Origin of the sequence: Rhodopirellula sp. UBA1907 (genome assembly GCF_002337565.1) — a bacterium.
Lineage (GTDB): Bacteria > Planctomycetota > Planctomycetia > Pirellulales > Pirellulaceae > Rhodopirellula > Rhodopirellula europaea.
The window spans coordinates 52,894-68,577 of the sequence record NZ_DDGH01000102.1; the positions used below are offsets into that span (position 1 = coordinate 52,894).

11 protein-coding genes are annotated in these 15,684 nt (G+C 56.9%); 3 read left to right on the forward strand and 8 right to left on the reverse strand.

Annotated elements, in window-relative coordinates; genetic code table 11:
* Positions 1–47: 47 nt before the first annotated feature.
* Both B2R17_RS25920 and B2R17_RS25925 read right to left on the reverse strand, forming a co-directional pair.
* Positions 48–2,579, reverse strand: a complete 2,532-nt coding sequence (locus tag B2R17_RS25920) for a PAS domain-containing hybrid sensor histidine kinase/response regulator (protein WP_286766280.1) — start codon at positions 2,577–2,579, stop codon at positions 48–50.
* 4 nt (positions 2,580–2,583) lie between these two features.
* The gene (locus tag B2R17_RS25925; RefSeq protein WP_236615776.1) at positions 2,584–3,513 is read right to left on the reverse strand and encodes an ATP-binding response regulator; all 930 of its coding nucleotides are present in this window, start codon (positions 3,511–3,513) and stop codon (positions 2,584–2,586) included.
* 128 nt (positions 3,514–3,641) lie between these two features.
* Between B2R17_RS25925 and B2R17_RS25930 the strand changes: the two genes are divergently transcribed.
* The gene (locus B2R17_RS25930) at positions 3,642–4,910 is read left to right on the forward strand and encodes a lactate racemase domain-containing protein (RefSeq protein ID WP_008667515.1); all 1,269 of its coding nucleotides are present in this window, start codon (positions 3,642–3,644) and stop codon (positions 4,908–4,910) included.
* A 36-nt stretch (positions 4,911–4,946) separates the two neighbouring features.
* On the opposite strand, the gene B2R17_RS25935 is transcribed toward B2R17_RS25930, so the two are convergent.
* Positions 4,947–5,954, reverse strand: coding sequence for a hypothetical protein (locus tag B2R17_RS25935; RefSeq protein ID WP_286766281.1), 1,008 nt, complete (start codon positions 5,952–5,954; stop codon positions 4,947–4,949).
* A 406-nt stretch (positions 5,955–6,360) separates the two neighbouring features.
* Here B2R17_RS25935 and B2R17_RS25940 point away from each other — a divergent pair, with 406 nt between their 5' ends.
* Both B2R17_RS25940 and B2R17_RS25945 read left to right on the forward strand, forming a co-directional pair.
* On the forward strand, positions 6,361–7,554 hold the full coding sequence (locus B2R17_RS25940; RefSeq protein WP_286766282.1) for a phosphoglycerate kinase: 1,194 nt from the start codon (positions 6,361–6,363) through the stop codon (positions 7,552–7,554).
* 285 nt (positions 7,555–7,839) lie between these two features.
* Entirely contained in the window at positions 7,840–9,213 is a 1,374-nt protein-coding gene (locus B2R17_RS25945) for a Gfo/Idh/MocA family protein (RefSeq protein WP_286766283.1), read from the forward strand.
* A 106-nt stretch (positions 9,214–9,319) separates the two neighbouring features.
* Here the strand turns inward: B2R17_RS25945 and B2R17_RS25950 are convergent, their stop codons facing one another.
* From B2R17_RS25950 to B2R17_RS25970, 5 genes are read right to left on the reverse strand one after another with little or no spacing between them, the layout of a single operon-like run.
* Positions 9,320–9,844, reverse strand: coding sequence for a CinA family protein (locus B2R17_RS25950; RefSeq protein WP_286766284.1), 525 nt, complete (start codon positions 9,842–9,844; stop codon positions 9,320–9,322).
* Positions 9,841–10,530, reverse strand: coding sequence for a (d)CMP kinase (gene cmk, locus B2R17_RS25955; RefSeq protein ID WP_286766285.1), 690 nt, complete (start codon positions 10,528–10,530; stop codon positions 9,841–9,843). Before cmk ends, B2R17_RS25950 begins: the two co-directional genes overlap by 4 nt.
* Positions 10,527–13,196 carry a transglutaminase TgpA family protein gene (locus tag B2R17_RS25960; protein WP_286766286.1) on the reverse strand — a complete coding sequence of 890 codons (2,670 nt, stop codon included), beginning with the start codon at positions 13,194–13,196 and terminating at the stop codon, positions 10,527–10,529. Before B2R17_RS25960 ends, cmk begins: the two co-directional genes overlap by 4 nt.
* The gene (locus B2R17_RS25965; RefSeq protein WP_008667500.1) at positions 13,189–14,457 is read right to left on the reverse strand and encodes a DUF58 domain-containing protein; all 1,269 of its coding nucleotides are present in this window, start codon (positions 14,455–14,457) and stop codon (positions 13,189–13,191) included. The genes B2R17_RS25960 and B2R17_RS25965 overlap by 8 nt, the downstream gene beginning before the upstream one ends.
* A gap of 6 nt (positions 14,458–14,463) precedes the next feature.
* The gene (locus B2R17_RS25970; protein WP_008667498.1) at positions 14,464–15,360 is read right to left on the reverse strand and encodes an AAA family ATPase; all 897 of its coding nucleotides are present in this window, start codon (positions 15,358–15,360) and stop codon (positions 14,464–14,466) included.
* Positions 15,361–15,684 lie beyond the last annotated feature (324 nt).

Here is a 15,684-nt window from a genome sequence, read left to right on the forward strand (position 1 = left end):
TCGTTGCGGTTCGTCACGCGAGTTCACTTATCCGCTGCGATCAAAACTCACTTCGGTTGATCGGCGTTGTCGGATTGGCTGAGCAGTTCGTCGATCGCTCGCAGGACTCGTTCGGCTTCGTGTTGCAAATCGGCGAGCAGTTCAGGCGATTCTTGCACGCGATTTTCTCGGCCAGCTTCCTCGATGCGTTCGGCTGCTTCTTGAAGTTGTTTGGCACCGAGCAGTCCGCAGGCTCCTTTTAGAGTGTGAGCGTTCCGACGTGCTTCATCGTTTAGACCGGCGGGAATTTCCTTGCTGAGTTGCTCCACCAGCTGTGCGCATTCGGTTCGGAATACAAATGCCAACCGCAGGACGCCGGCCGTTCCGCCGGGGATGCGTGATCGGGCTGAATCAAGATCTAAGCACCCAATGTTCTCCGGCGAGAGCGAGATCGCATCGGAGGTCGAACCTATCGACGGGAACGCGGCGTGGGCAGCGTTGATCGTGGTCGAGTCCTGTTCGGTTGCCAGATGGACGTCTGGTGAGAAAGCTTGTTCCAATGTTTCGTCGCGCGATCCATCGTCGGTGGGTGGCAACTCTCGTTGGTAGGGTGCCAACGCGTCACGAAGTTTGCGACTGTGGATTGGTTTGGTGAGGTAGCTGTCCATACCCGCTTCGCGACAGGCGGCAGCGTCTTCGCTCATAGCCGCGGCGGTCAGAGCAACGATCGGCGTATGACGTTCGGTGCCCCATTCTTCTTGCCGGATGGCACGGGTCGCTTCCAATCCATCCATCACGGGCATGTGCATGTCCATCAACACGACGTCATACGAATCGGATCGCCACTTGGTCAACGTTTCGCGACCGTCGCTTGCGATGGAACACTTGTGGCCGAGCGAACGAAGCAAACCGGCAATGACGTGTTGGTTGGTGACTCCATCTTCGGCGACCAAGACATGCAGTGGAGCGAGTCGTTGGCGAGCGGGGCCACCGAGGTCTTCCTCTTCGTCGTCGTCTTCGCTCGGCATCGACTCCGGGCAAACCGGCATTTTGAGCTGGAATGAAAATGTGGTGCCGAGGCCAACTTCGCTTTTCAATTGCAGTTCACCGCCCATCAATTCCACCAATTGGCGACTGATGCTCAAGCCGAGGCCGGTGCCACCAAAACGACGTGTCGTGGAAGCATCGGCTTGTGTGAACGGATTCAGAACCGCGTCCTGTTGAGCGGGAGGGATCCCGATACCCGAATCGCAAACGCTCAATCGAAGTTCGACCATGTCATCGCGTTCGGGTGATTCGCGACCGTTGGAAGTTGCGGCGAGATCACGATTGTCGGATTCTTCGCGGCGCAGCACTTCGACTCGCACGCGGACGCCACCGTGGTCGGTGAACTTGATCGCGTTGCCGATCAGATTGGTCAGGACTTGGCGAACTCGTCCCGGGTCACCGATTAATCGATCGGGCAGTTCCGGCGAGATGTCGCGTTGTAGCTCCAAGCCTTTCTCGGATGCTTTAAACGAAAACGATCGGAGAGTCGACTCAATCGTTTTGCTGAGCGAGAACGGCACCGATTCCAATTCGAGTCGTCGGGCTTCGATCTTGGAGAAATCGAGGATGTCGTTGATCAGCCGAAGCAAACCATTGGACGACTCTTGGATGATTTGAACGTAGTCTTGTTGGTCCGGATCGAGCTTCGTTTGGGAAAGGAGATCCGCCATTCCGATCAGAGCGTTCATCGGCGTGCGAATCTCGTGGCTCATGTTCGCCAGGAATTCGCTCTTGGAACGGTTCGCGGCGTCGGCCATTCGGACCGCTTCATGAAGTGCGGCTTCGGAACGTTTGAGGTCCGTGATGTCGCGAGAAATTCCAAACGTACCGATGATTTCGCCGGTGTCACTCCGCAGCGGCATTTTGGTCGTCATGCACCACGTGTCTTCACGATCCGGCCAAGTTTCGCGTTCGACTCGGTCAACCAGTGCCTCGCCCGTTTCGATCACACGCAGTTCATCCAGCCGCGCACCTTCAGCGTGCTCGGGGGTAAAGATGTCCGCGTCGGTTCGGCCGTGAACTTCGTCCACACTGGCTCGGCCAAACTTCATCGCCATCGCATGGCTGACACGAATGAAACGACTGTCGATGTCTTTGAAGTAGATCGAATCAGGAATGTTGGCGAGGAGAGTTTTCAGCAACGATTGCTCGAACTGCGTCGCCTTTTCTTTTTCGACTTTCGCGGTCACGTCCCAAAACAAAACCTGCACACCGAGCAAGTTGCCATGATGATCATGCACGGCAGTTTTGACGCGTTCGATCCATCCGATTGAATCGTCCGCCAATTTTGCCGACTCAACGCTGTGCAGTGACTCGCCCGTCTGCATGACCTTTTGATCATCTTCACGATACTTGCGGGCGATGTCCGGTGGGAACAGATCTTCGTCGTGCTTGCCGGCGAGTTCTTGCCAGGTGACGCCGCGCCATTTCAGGTACGAATCATTGGCGAAGACACGCCGTCCATCCGCGGCCTTGATCAGCAGGTTCAGCGGCAACGCGTTGGCGAGCGCGCGGTAGGTCGAGGATGTTTGGAACTCGGAGACACTACTCATCAGTTCACTCGGCACCGCAACGTTTGACCAATGTGATTTGATTCCCCTCGTCATTGAACCACATTTGATCAACGAAGCTGGCAATCAGCAGCAATCCTTGTTTGTCCGCTTGTCCCACTCCGTCGGCACTGGCGGCGAGTGAGCTGGCATCGAGTTCACCGGCTTGTGGCACGTTGGACGTGTCGAACCCCGGGCCTTGGTCGGTGATGACAATGCGAATGGCATGTTCCGAAGCGGTAGCCTCCACGTGTGTCTCACGACTCTTGTAGGGCTCTTGCGACAACCGTTCCTTCATCGCATCGTTGATCATGCCTTCGCGAGCAAGCTGGCCATGGCTCGGTTGTTTGTCGCGGGGAATTTCGAGGTTGCCGTGCAGCATCGCGTTGGTCAGCGCGTGTTCAACGGCGACGCCCAGTCGAACCATTTCGATGCTAGGAAGGAGTTCCATTCCGGCGCTGACTTGCATCAACAATCCCACCAACGGCGAGATCAATTCAGGGTCCGAAGGCAAATCAAACACGAAGACGTTTTTCTTCAGCGTCGAAATCAATTTCGCGTAGGAAGCATCGCTGCGGATGACGCCGAGCACATCGACAATGGTGTCGTTGAGCAAGTCCGACATGCGAGTTTTCGGGACGTAGCCCGCGGCACCGCGACGGAGGGCTTCGGCGGCAAGTTCCTCGCTGCCGTGGCTGGTGACCAAGATGCTGGGGATGTGCGAGAAGTTTGCTCGCATGCTCTCCACCAACTGAAGTCCATTGATTTCAGGCATCTCCAGGTCGGTGATGACGAGGTCCGGGGCTTGGTCTTTTAGGTGCGAAAGACCGAGCTGTCCGTTGGCGACATGGACAACTTCGTGGTTGGCCGCCTGAAGTAGCATCGTCATTTCTACCGCCTGGGTTGCACTGTCCTCGACGAGTAAGATCTTGGCCATCGCATCTACCTCTTTCATGTTGAGCAAGCAGGACAGGCTTGGTTCTGGTGAGGAACCACCCCTAATCTTAGGGTTAATGGGGGAGAGTGTGTGCAGTACCCTTCAAAATTGTCGCTGGAGCGAGCCGAATGACTCTTTATTTTTCTGTTGGATCGGAAACCACATCGCTGACGACAGACGACCTGCGCGACGCTCTGAAGCAGACGTTTGACGCGATCAAACGGCCTGAACGTGTGTTGTTGTTGCCTCCGGATGCGACGCGATTGTTCAGCCGCGCAGGCGAACTGACGGTGCTGTGCCACGAATTATTGGGCGATCGAGTCAAGGACATCATGCCGGCGCTCGGCACTCACACGCCGATGAAGCCCGCCCAGCTGGACCACATGTTCCCCGGTGTGCCCCACGATTTGTTCCGTCCGCACCGTTGGCGAGAGGACGTTGTGGAATTGGGGCAGGTTCCGGCGGACTTTGTCAGCGAAGTCACCGGTGGCATCTACACCAAAAGCTGGCCCGCACAGGTCAACAAGATGCTGCGAGATGGCGGTCACGATCTGATTTTCTCGTTGGGCCAAGTGGTGCCTCACGAAGTGATCGGGATGGCGAACTACAACAAGAACGTGTTCGTCGGCACCGGCGGCGTGTCAGGTATCAACGAGAGTCACTACCTCAGCGCGATGGTGGGAATCGATGAGACGCTCGGCATTGCTGACACGCCGCTGCGAAAGATCCTGAATTACGCCTCGGATCACTTCTGCGATAACATGCCTCTGTTGTACGCGTTGACCGTGATCCAGCAGATGAAGGACGGAACGAAGCACACTCGAGGTCTATTCATCGGCGACGATCACGAGACGTTCTTCCGCGCCGCTGAACTTGCTCGCAAGGTCAACATCACGCACTTGCCAAAAGCCCCCCAGCACGTTGTCGCTTACCTGGACCCCGACGAATTCAAAAGCACGTGGCTGGGCAACAAAGCGATCTACCGCACTCGAAAGGCGATCGCGACCGGCGGTCGATTGACCGTCATCGGTCCTGCTGTGGAAGAGTTCGGTGAAGACCCACGTATCGACCAACTGATTCGCAAGTATGGCTATCGAACCAAAGCCGAAGTGATGCAGTTGGTGGCCGAGAACGAAGATCTGGCGGGCGATCCTTCGGCTGCTGCTCACTTGGTTCATGGTTCTCCGGAGAACCGATTCGAGGTCGTTTACGCGGCCGGGAAACTATCCGATGAAGAGATCGCTTCGGTCGGATTCACGCCGGGTGACCTGGATGCGTTGATGAAACGTTACGACGTTCATTCGCTAGAGGATGGCTTCCACACCGATGTCGACGGATCGGAGTTCTACTTCGTGCAAAATCCCGCGTTGGGATTGTGGGAAGCACCGCTGAACTGAATCAGTGTTCGCCGTGAATCAGTGTTCTAGCTCGAATCACTGAGCCGAATTTTCGCGATCGCGTGCGGCGACTTGTTGCCCGCGTCGCGCGACGGCCAGGATCGTTTTTGAAAACTCGTCCCGAGTCGCTTGGTTGACTTGTGGCAAACGAGCCGCGATGTCCAGCATGGCAGACGGGTTTCGTTCGCTCGCTTCACTGACCTGAGCGATGAACTGTGCGGTCTGTTCAAAGTTGCTGTCCGCGGAACGCCCGATGATGGGACTCATCGTTCGAGCGATCAGGTCAATGCCGAGGCTGTCGAGTTGCACGAAGCAGTCAAGGGTGCCTGAAACTCGGGTGCGTCCGTCTTCGCCCGCCGTGTAAGTTGACTCCAGAACAAAGACACCTTTGCCGCGAATTTCAGTCGGCGTCATTTTGCCGTCGTAAGACCCATCCACCACAAAGATGTGTTTGTTGGCGTCGCCGTAGACGAGATCGACTCGGCATAGCGTTCCCACACCGTCGCTGGCGTCGAGCTGATAAGGACCCGTCCGAGTGGATTGAACTTGGGTGATCCCCATCAGATCCCACAACCCAACCAAGACGTCGGGGTTGCGAGTCAAGAACAGGAACATGTCTCGGTCGCAAGGAACGATCTGCGACGGAAGCCGGCGGAACAAAGTCGGCTTTTCGGCGATGCCCAAAATGCGTTGTTTGGCTTCGTCGGTCAGACGATCCATCGGCAACGCCGCGAGGATCTCTTCTCGGTGTGCCATCGATCCCACGCGAGGCGATCCGGAACCGGGCAGCAACGAAAATCGACGTGGCGCCGAATCCGTTGGCGATTGAGCCGAGGCCACGCTGCACACCATCGCCAGCATCAACGCACTGACCAATGGCACCTGCGCCAATCGGCGCGGCAGCGATGTCGTGGCGACACTGTTCTTCGGGAACGAATCGGTTGTCACACGGGCTCCGACGAGAGAACGATCGGCGGCATTGGCGGCCGCGAAGTCTCGAACCAGGGTGTCTCGCGATGATGTGACCGTTTGGCCATGGCGCATTGCAATCCCGGCGCGAGCTCTCACCCGCACCACCCCCGCTGGTATCGGTTGCGATCAAAATCGGCCCTGAGCTTTTGGCTCGAGGCATTTTTCGTCGCGAAAAAGATCACTCGTGGCGAATGATCATCCAAATTGACCCGGTCGACGTGCGTCAGTTCCACCAAAACTCACGGCGGACCGGTGCTGTTGACGAGCCGCATGCGAATCGTCACCGCTCTCTTTGTTTCGGTTGTGACGGTGGCGCGACGTGAGAAAAAGACGCTTGGGAGCGACGTTCCCGCCGGGGGGACCACGCATTGCCGCGAAAAAAGCGGGGTTCCGCCGGTCCCCTTCGCGAAATTGGGTCGCTGGCCGATACTTGGTTGAAATCGACCCCACTCAACACAACCTCGGAGTTTCCCGGCAGATGGCCAAGAAAACCATTGATCAAATCGACGTTCAAGACAAAACCGTTCTCATGCGAGTCGACTTCAACGTGCCGTTGGACGAATCGCTCGCCATCACCGATGACCGCCGCATTCGCATGGCGTTGCCCAGCATCAAGAGCGTCATCGACCGCGGTGGCAAAGTGATCTTGATGAGCCACCTGGGACGACCGACCGGTGGCGAAGGTGACGAGAAGTATTCCCTGGCTCCAGCCGCGAAACGTTTGGGCGAGTTGCTCGGCAGCACCGTTCACTTCGCGACCGACACAGTTGGGGACGACGCATCGGCCAAGGCGAGCTCGTTGGCCGCTGGCGAAGTCTTGGTGCTGGAAAACCTGCGTTTTAATCCAGGTGAGAAGAAAGGCGACGCTGAGTTCGCCGGCAAGTTGGCCGCGATGGCCGACGCCTACTGCAACGACGCATTCGGAACTTGCCACCGCAAAGACGCATCGATGGTCGCCGTCCCCGAAGCGATGGCTGGCAAGCCACGCGTGGTTGGGCACTTGGTCGCCAAAGAAATTCAGTACCTCACCGATGCGATCAGCAAACCAGAACGACCCTTTGTCGCGATCCTGGGTGGAGCAAAGGTCAGCGACAAGATCAACGTGATCAACAACTTGCTAGGCATCTGCGACGCGGTTTTGATCGGCGGTGCGATGGCTTACACGTTCTCATTGGCCAGTGGCGGCAACGTCGGCAATTCGTTGGTCGAAAAAGACAAGGTCGATTTGGCGAAGGAATTGATGGCAAAGGGCGGCGACAAGCTGCAGCTTCCCGTCGACACGCACTGCGGTGACGACTTCGGCAATATCGCTGGTTGCAACAAGAAGGTTGTCGCTGCGGGCGAGATTCCTGACGACATGGAAGGTTTGGACATCGGTCCTGAAACCGCGAAGAAGTACGCTGATGTCATCAAGTCGGCCAAGACCATCGTTTGGAACGGACCGATGGGCGTGTTTGAAAAACCACCGATGGACGAAGGCACCAAAGCCGTCGCTCAAGCAATCGCCGATGGCGATGCCGTCAGCATCATCGGCGGTGGTGACAGCGCTGCTGCTGTTGATCAACTCGGGTTCGCCGACGATGTCAGCCACGTCAGCACCGGTGGCGGAGCCAGCTTGGCAATGTTGGAAGGTCAGGCCTTCGCAGCTGTCGATTTGCTCGACGAAGCCTGAGCTGAAACAAGCTTTCGGACTTAGATTCTGAGAGTTGAGAGAAGCAAGCGGTTGGTTCATTGGCCCGCAACGCAAGTCGTGGATGTCGATGATCCTCTCGCTTGCGTTCGGCTGGTGCGGCTGCAGAAAGCCAGATTTGGCTTGATCGCGTACCGTGCAAGTTGCGAACGGCGGATGTCAGCCCGTCTCGGAACGATTTCGGAATTGGCGGCGGGATTGCATTAAACTGGGGAGGACATTCGAGTTCTTCCCTCCCGTGCATCCTCCTTCAGGAGCCCGCCGACCATGCCGAAAACCACTCGCTCAAACAACACCACGTCGCCAGCCAACGGCGACATCGCCGCCGGCTGCGAGGCAACCAACCGCCGTCGTTTCATGAGCACCGGCGCGGCTCTGACCGCGGGAGTCGCTGCTACTTCGGCGGCACGTCCGATTCGCGGGGCGGAGCCTGCTGAGTCGGTGAGCCACTCACCCAACTCGCACATTCGATTGGCATTGATTGGAGCCGGTGGTCGTGGTTCCGGAGCGATCAATGATTCGCTCACCATCAACGAAAACGTTTCTCTGGCCGCGATCGCGGACTTGGAAGGCGAGAAGCTTGGCAAAATCTGTGAGTCGCTTTCCAAACGACACGGTGATAAGGTCTCCGTCGAACCCGGCAAAATGTACGGTGGGATTGATGCTTACAAGCGGATTCTCGATGACCCCGAAATCGATGTCGTGTTGTTCGCGACACCTCCTGGTTTTCGGCCGCAGTACGTCGCCGAAGCGGTCGACGCGGGGAAACACGTCTTTGCGGAAAAACCGACTTGCGTTGATCCCGCTGGCTACCGCGTTTGTGTGAAGGCGCACGAGCAAGCCGTCGCGAACAAGACCTCGATCGTGACTGGCACTCAGTATCGTCGGCAGACCAATTACGTCGAAGCGATCAAACGACTGCACGATGGTGCGATCGGCGACATTATCTCCGCGACGGCTCGCTATTGCAGCAACGGGATTTGGAACAAGACTCGCAAAGAGGGCATGAGCGATACCGAGTACCAAATCTACAACTGGATGCATTTCATTTGGTTGTCGGGTGACCAGATCGCTGAGCAAGCGGTTCACAACATCGATGCGATCAACTGGATCATGGGCGGTCCGCCTGAATCTGCTTATGGCAGCGGCGGCCGGTTCACTCGTCCCGAAGGCAGCGAGATGTGGGATAGCATGAGCATCGACTACCTCTATCCTGGCAACCGAACCGTTTCGTTCAAGTGTCGTCAAATTCCAAACGCCCAGAGTGACAACTCCAATGTCATCTATGGCAGCAACGGCATCTGCACGATCTACGGACTCAACCGCGGTGCTGAGATCCGAGACAAAGATGGCAACGAAGTGTGGTCGATGAAAGGCGACATTGGTGCGGCATACAAACAAGAACACAAGGACTTGGTCGACAGCGTTCGTGCTGGAAAACCAATCGTCGAATTCAAAGAGACCGCGGACAGTTCGCTGACCGCAGTGCTCGGACGCATGGCCGCTTACACCGGCAAGCTGGTGACGTGGGACTTCGCGGTGAACGAATCGACGTTGAGTTTGTTCCCGGAGAGCCTGGACATGAACGCGTCCCTTCCCGAACCCGCGTACGCGATCCCCGGCAAGACCAAACTGGTTTGACCGAAAGTGGCATAGGCTTCCAGCCTGTGATCAGGACCACGTAGATCAGGACCACGTAAACCGCTCACCGGATTCGCAATGAATCCGGTGGCCGGTGACCAAGCAGCTAAGAAAGTTTCGGCGAGATGCCTTGCCGGATTGCCGACAGAAGTTGGATGGTGGCTTCAGTTTGGCGATCTTGTCGAGATTGGCTTTGAAGTTGAATGCGAGTGGCCTGCAGTGGCTGTTCGCGTTGTTGCACGGCGATGAAAATCACTCCGTCCAAAGCCGATGGCGCGTCGGGACCGAGGTGGCCTGTGATGGCGGCGGCGATCGTCGCGTCGGGAGTGTTTTGCAGCACCGCAGCGGCCATCTGGTTGGTTATCTCCTGGCTCTCAGCGGTGAACTGAGCCAGATCGATTGTGGTGATGCCCAGCCAAGCTTGCTTGGTGGTTTCCCGATACGTCACGGCACTGCCGCAGAAAACGTTCGACGCACCTGGGATGCTTCCGATTGCTGCTGCGGCGGCTCCACAGGTGCAGCTTTCGGCCAAGATCAATCGTTGCTGCGATCGTTTCAATTGCGAAACCAAATCGGATGCGACCGCTCGCGGGTCAGTCGACTCATTCGTCGAGGCATCCGCGGTGCTCATGTCGTCACGTCACTCGGTGCGGAGTTCGCCGCTGACGCTTGCACACATTCGCGAACCAGACGTAGGACTTCGCCGCGAACTTCGTCGGGCGACATGCCATCGGTTTGAACCACAATTGCGTCGCTGGCAGCTCGCAATCGTCCAACCGGTCGCATCCGGTCTTCGAGATCACGTTGATTTTGCGCGGTCAAGATTTCTTCCACCGACATCACTCGGCCGTTTTCAGCGAGCTGGCGTTGTCGACGTCTGGCGCGTTCTTCCGGTGATGCGGTCAAGAAGATTTTGCAGTGTGCGTCGGGGAAGACTTCGGTGCCCTGGTCGCGGCCTTCCGTCACGATGTCGCGTCCCGTTGCGATGCGACGTTGTTGGGCGGTGATTCGTTCGCGAATTCTGGGCGGGTCGGCCAAGTATCGGATGTGGCTGGTGACCCGCGGCGTTCGGATCTCTTCCGAAATGTCCTGGTCATCGAGATAGATGCGATCGTCCTGCCAGATCAATCGTGCGGCGTCGGCGAATTCGACCAACGATTCAACGTCATCCCACGCGATTCCCCGCTGCATCACACCCCAGGTCACGGCACGATACATCGCACCCGTGTCCAGAAACTCGAATCCAAGTTCACTGGCGACTCGTCGTGCGATGCTGCTCTTGCCTGCTCCGGCTGGGCCATCGATGGTGATGATCATGAGGGGGAACGCTTTGCAATTTGGCGAAGAGAGTTCAATGCATCTTCGATGTCAGGACTCGAAGTGGCCGTCGAGCTCGATTTGGTGGACGCGTCAGACGCTTCGGAATTCGAATGTGCTTTCGTGGATCCGTCGCTGGAATCCTGGCGAGCAGCATGAGGCATCGCTGACGCTTGGCCATACCGTAATGAGTAAAACGCGTCGGTCAAACGGCGCATGGGTCCGAGAGCTTGTGTCCACTCTTGGTGGTGATCCGGTGTCGCTCGGGATTGTTCATCCGGACCGCGAGTGGGCGCCGATCCAGGCGAGGCACCGGCGATCGCGAGTTGCCGAGTGAGTTCTTCCGGGGTTTGGCCGGGACGTCTTTCGATGCCCAGGTTCGAAAGCAAATCGAGTGCTTCGGCATAAAACGGGATCGAGGGGCGTGCCGCTTTTTGCTGGCCATTCTTGCCAAGCTTGCTTCGTAGCCAACGCGGGAAGCGGATCTTCAGACCGATCAACGCCAAGATGCTGAGCACGACGGCGATGACGGCACCCTGCCAGGAAAACAGTTTGCCTCCTCCGATCCCTTCCACATCGCCGGCGTTGATTCGCATGGCGAGTTCGCGAGTTCGGTCGATCCACGATCGATAGGAGGCGGTCATGGGTGCCAGTCCCGGTGTCGACATCAGGGCCGTTTGCTGTCGTTTGGAATCCATCTCGATGACATAGTCGTCCCACAAATCGCGTGCCAAATCGAGCATTTGGTTGCTGCCGACTTCCGCCCCATCGATTCCGCCTCCACCCGGGGTCGGATCCAAACGCAACCAATAGAAATCTGACCGAGGTTGTCCGTACACCGATGTCCCAACCGGAATGTCTTCACGAGGGATCAATGCCTCGACCCAAACGTGAGCATGGTTTTGACGAACGATGAAGTACTGACCCAGTTCGCTGAACTCGTCGGTGTGATAACCGACGACCAGTCGTGCAGGAATGTTCTGGCTTCGCAGCATCATGACCAATGCCGAAGCAAAGTATTGGCAATGACCGCGCCGATCGGTCGAAAGGAACTGGTCGATTGGATCGACACCGACCGTGGTCGACGGATTGGGTCGCAGCGAGTAGCGGAAATCACTGCTGTAAGCCAAGTGCCTTTCCAGAGCGTCGGCAATTCCGGCAGACGTCCGTTTGTTCGGCGGTAGATTTTCGACGATCGAGTTCGCCAGGATCTCAGCGTTGGGAATCAGGACTTGCGGGTATTCCAGCAACTGGTCCATGTAGTTCAGGTCGTTGGCAGTGAGGTCCGTCGGCGGTTCGTCTGATTTGATGGACCTTTCCAACATAGGTGTCTTGTAGGCCAGCCATCGGCTTTGAGCACCATTGCGAAACGCGTGAGTTCCGAAGTGGTATTTGACCGGTGGATACCAAGGCAGGCCCATCGAGCCGGCTGAATTTGAACCGCCGGATGAGTTGCGGCGGGTAAACGTCCACTTGCCGCTGAGTTCCACCAGGTCATCGCTGCCAGGTGACCAGTGATAAGGTGCAATCGCGAACAGGTTTGCCGTGCTGAGAGATTCGCACGCGATGCGAACATTGACGCGGTCGTAAAAATTTGTATCGCTGGAACGATCAGGAACAAACTCCGGAGGCAGCGGATTAGGTGGCGAGGTGGAAACTGAAGTGGCACGCCAAGTGGTTGCGCCCTCGACCATGTATTGTTCCAGCACGGCGCCGCGAAGATACAGATCGTTGATGGCCGGGTAAGGTTTCTTGGTTTTCCGATCGATCAGATCAACTCGCAGAGCACGCTGGGTGCTTTGTTGCATTTCCTGAATCGTGCCGAATCGAAGTTCTTCGCTGAACCCGGTCATCGCGACACCTTGTGAGCTTCCTCGGGAAGCATCCACTCGTCGCGGCAGGCCAAAGAAGAACAGAGCGGAGAACAGTAGCACCGCAGGGAACAGAATCACGGCGACCATCCACGGCAAGTTCACTCCTGCTCGCGCGAGTGAATCCACCGCGGCGGAATTGTTCCACTGAATATTTGAATCGTCGGGTTCGGTGATCGAAGCCGACGGACGTGCCGCGAGAGTCGCGTTTTGGTCCGGTGATTGTGACTGCTCGACGACGTTGTCCGCGGCCAGCAACGCGATTGCCATGCCACCGCAGATCGATAGTGGGATGAAGAAAATCGCGTAGGCGAATGCATCGTTGAAGACCGCCGCGACCACACAGTTCAGCAACGCGAAAATCATCAGTTGCTCAAACAGTCGAGACGTCTTTTCTTGCAGCATCAAGATCGATTGCGCGATGATCAGCAGTTCCGCGACCGCACTCATCTTGTTGCCGACTTGCATGTCGTTCTGCATGAAGCCGGAGACGCAGTAGATCGCAGCGATGGCCATGGCGGCGTACGCGATCACGGCGGGCAAAGCGAATAGCTTCATCCAGTCGACAAACAGAAATCCGACGACGCTGAAGAAGATGACGATGATCGGCAGTGATTGAGTTTGTCCGCTGCTGCCGATGACCAATCCCGACAACATCGTCACCAACGCAAAAGCAAGCTTGGTGCGGAGCCGAAGTGGCGAGTCCGGAATGGTCTCGGTGATCGCCTGCAGTTCACGCAGGTTGAGTGCGTCGGTGCGACTCATTTGGTCGTCGGTGATCGAAGCGTCACTCATGAAGTGCCTCATCGGATAATTTAGACGACGAACCTTCGGCAATCCAATTCGTGGCGTCTCGGCCGGACAAGTTGACCCAGTTCAAGCGTCCTCTCTGCTGCCATTGTCGCAGGAGTGAGGATTGGTTGTCATCCGCAGCCAAAACTTCGGACAGTGGTCTTGGGCTGAGCACGACCAGGTCGGGCAAATGCTTGACCGCCTTGGCGACTTGTTCAAGCGATTGATCCAAGTCGGGCGTGGCAGTGGTTTGAACGCGGGCGAGTATTTGCAGCATTCGTCGCAACGCTTCGCGTGACAAACCGCCGCCGCAGGTTTCATTTTGTTGGCCAGCGACGCTCAGCATGATTTGACTGCCCGAACCGCCAAACAATTGAACCACCAACGAGGCGGCGAGGCTGATCGCCGTTTCGACGTTTTGATGGGCGGCATCGTTCTCGCCCGCGGATGCTGGGCAATAGGAGTCCACCAGAAAGCAGATGTCCAAACGCCGTTGTTGTTCGAATTGACGCACCACCAGATCACCGATTCTGGCGGTGGTACGCCAGTGAATGTGTCGTCGGCTGTCGCCCCGGCGATATTCGCGAAGACCAAAGAAGACTTCGTCCGCGTGGCCTTGCCGGTGTGCCGACGATGAAACGTTGCCGACTTTGGTGGGAAGTCGTTGACGCCAAGAACGAGGCAGATTCAACAGACGCGGGTAAACGTCCACGAACTCTTCTTCGTCGGTCGATTCACGCCATGCGGTCGACAGAGCAAAGGGGGCGGTTGTGGAGACACGCCAACGTCCCAATCGGTATCGACCGCGTCGTTCAAAGGTCAGGTCGAGGTAGGCACTGGTGGCTTGATTGGGAAGCAACAGTCCGACGCCCGTGTGGATGGTGCGAGTTTCGGTGGCAGTCGCCGGGACATTGTCGGTTGATTCAGTCGCTTCTGTGTCCGCGCCCGTTCGCATGATTTGATCACTGAGGCAGACCAACCAAAGCGGCATCAATCGATGCTGGTTGCTGACTTGATAGCGAACTCGTGCGGGTTTGCCGGCAAACACTTCGCTGGGGACTCGACGATCGACGCGAACGGATTCGATCGTGGATCGGCTGACACGCCATTGCGCCAACAACACCGCCAATGTCATCGCAGCGACAACGATCAGCAGGTTCAATCCGTTGAGCGACCCGCCAAGAAGACCAAACATACCGATCAGCATGAATTGCCAACCGAGTCGCGTCAGGCGATTGCGAGTGTTGCGTCGCTGCAGGGCCATCGTGGTTTAAACCGGCACGGGAATGGGTTCGATCAAATCTGCCAACTGCTGTTCGACAACTGCTCGGTTGCCACCTTGGAAGATGCCTTCTGCCAAAACTCGGTGAGCCAGCGAAGGAACTGCCATTTGTTTGATGTCGTCGGGAGTGACATAGTCGCGACCTCGTCGAATCGCCATCGCCTGGCAACCTCGGTGGAAGCTGAGCAAACCACGTGTGCTGACGCCGACCTGAAACGCATCGTGATGACGTGTCGCTTCCACGATGTCCAGCAAGTAGTCCACCAACGATTCGTCCATGCGGACTTGTCCGACGTTTGCCTGAGCAGCGGAAACTTCTGCCGCACCGACGATCGACTGAAGGTCGTCGACGGGTTCGCCTGATTGGTGCGTCGTCAAAATATCGCGTTCAACGTTTCGCGACGGGTAACCGATCGATGTTCGCAGAAGAAAACGATCCAGTTGACTCTCAGGCAACGCATAGGTGCCCTCGTATTCAAATGGGTTTTGTGTCGCCACCACCATGAATGGTTTCGGCAATTCGTGAGTCACGCCATCGACGGTGACTTGTCCTTCGCTCATCGCTTCCAGCAACGCCGATTGCGTTCGTGGCGGAGCGCGGTTGATTTCGTCCGCCAAAACGATGTTCGCGAAGATTGGACCCGGTGCGAATTCGAATTGGCTGGTGTCGGTTCGGTAGATCATGCTGCCGGTGATGTCGCTAGGCAGCAAGTCGGGTGTGAACTGGAGTCGCGTGAATTTGGCGTCCAAACTTCGAGCGAGCGCTTTGGCGGTCAATGTCTTACCGACACCAGGAACGTCTTCCAGCAAAACGTGTTCACCGGCCAGCAAGGCAACGACCAACAAGTCCACCAGCTCGTCTTTGCCCAAAACGACTTTTGCCAAGTTATCGCAGAGGTTTTGACATAAGTCGGACGCGGCCCGAAATGACATATGGTCGACCGTGAATTGTGAGCAAAGGAAGAAGGAACGAAGAACTCGTCTGAGAAGAACTGTATGCTAGTGGCTCTGGGAAAGCATTTCTATCGGCCTGATCCTTGGGGGTCGGGCACATCCACCTTGTTCGTCATCTCGGGCGAACATCGCGTTTTTGATTCTCTCACACGCATTGTTGGAGGTTGTCGACGTTGCGTGAGAGTTATGTTGATCACGCGGACTTGCACCCAAAACGAGAAACTTGAAGGGGAGACTCTTTCACCTCGATCAGGT

Excerpts from the sequence above, each read along its gene's own strand:
- B2R17_RS25920 (WP_286766280.1), bottom strand. The coding sequence starts at position 2,579 with ATGAGTAGTGTCTCCGAGTTCCAAACATCCTCGACCTACCGCGCGCTC.
- B2R17_RS25925 (WP_236615776.1), bottom strand. The coding sequence starts at position 3,513 with ATGGCCAAGATCTTACTCGTCGAGGACAGTGCAACCCAGGCGGTAGAA.
- B2R17_RS25930 (WP_008667515.1), top strand. The coding sequence starts at position 3,642 with ATGACTCTTTATTTTTCTGTTGGATCGGAAACCACATCGCTGACGACA.
- B2R17_RS25935 (WP_286766281.1), bottom strand. The coding sequence starts at position 5,954 with ATGCGCCATGGCCAAACGGTCACATCATCGCGAGACACCCTGGTTCGA.
- B2R17_RS25940 (WP_286766282.1), top strand. The coding sequence starts at position 6,361 with ATGGCCAAGAAAACCATTGATCAAATCGACGTTCAAGACAAAACCGTT.
- B2R17_RS25945 (WP_286766283.1), top strand. The coding sequence starts at position 7,840 with ATGCCGAAAACCACTCGCTCAAACAACACCACGTCGCCAGCCAACGGC.
- B2R17_RS25950 (WP_286766284.1), bottom strand. The coding sequence starts at position 9,844 with ATGAGCACCGCGGATGCCTCGACGAATGAGTCGACTGACCCGCGAGCG.
- cmk (WP_286766285.1), bottom strand. The coding sequence starts at position 10,530 with ATGATCATCACCATCGATGGCCCAGCCGGAGCAGGCAAGAGCAGCATC.
- B2R17_RS25960 (WP_286766286.1), bottom strand. The coding sequence starts at position 13,196 with ATGAGTGACGCTTCGATCACCGACGACCAAATGAGTCGCACCGACGCA.
- B2R17_RS25965 (WP_008667500.1), bottom strand. The coding sequence starts at position 14,457 with ATGGCCCTGCAGCGACGCAACACTCGCAATCGCCTGACGCGACTCGGT.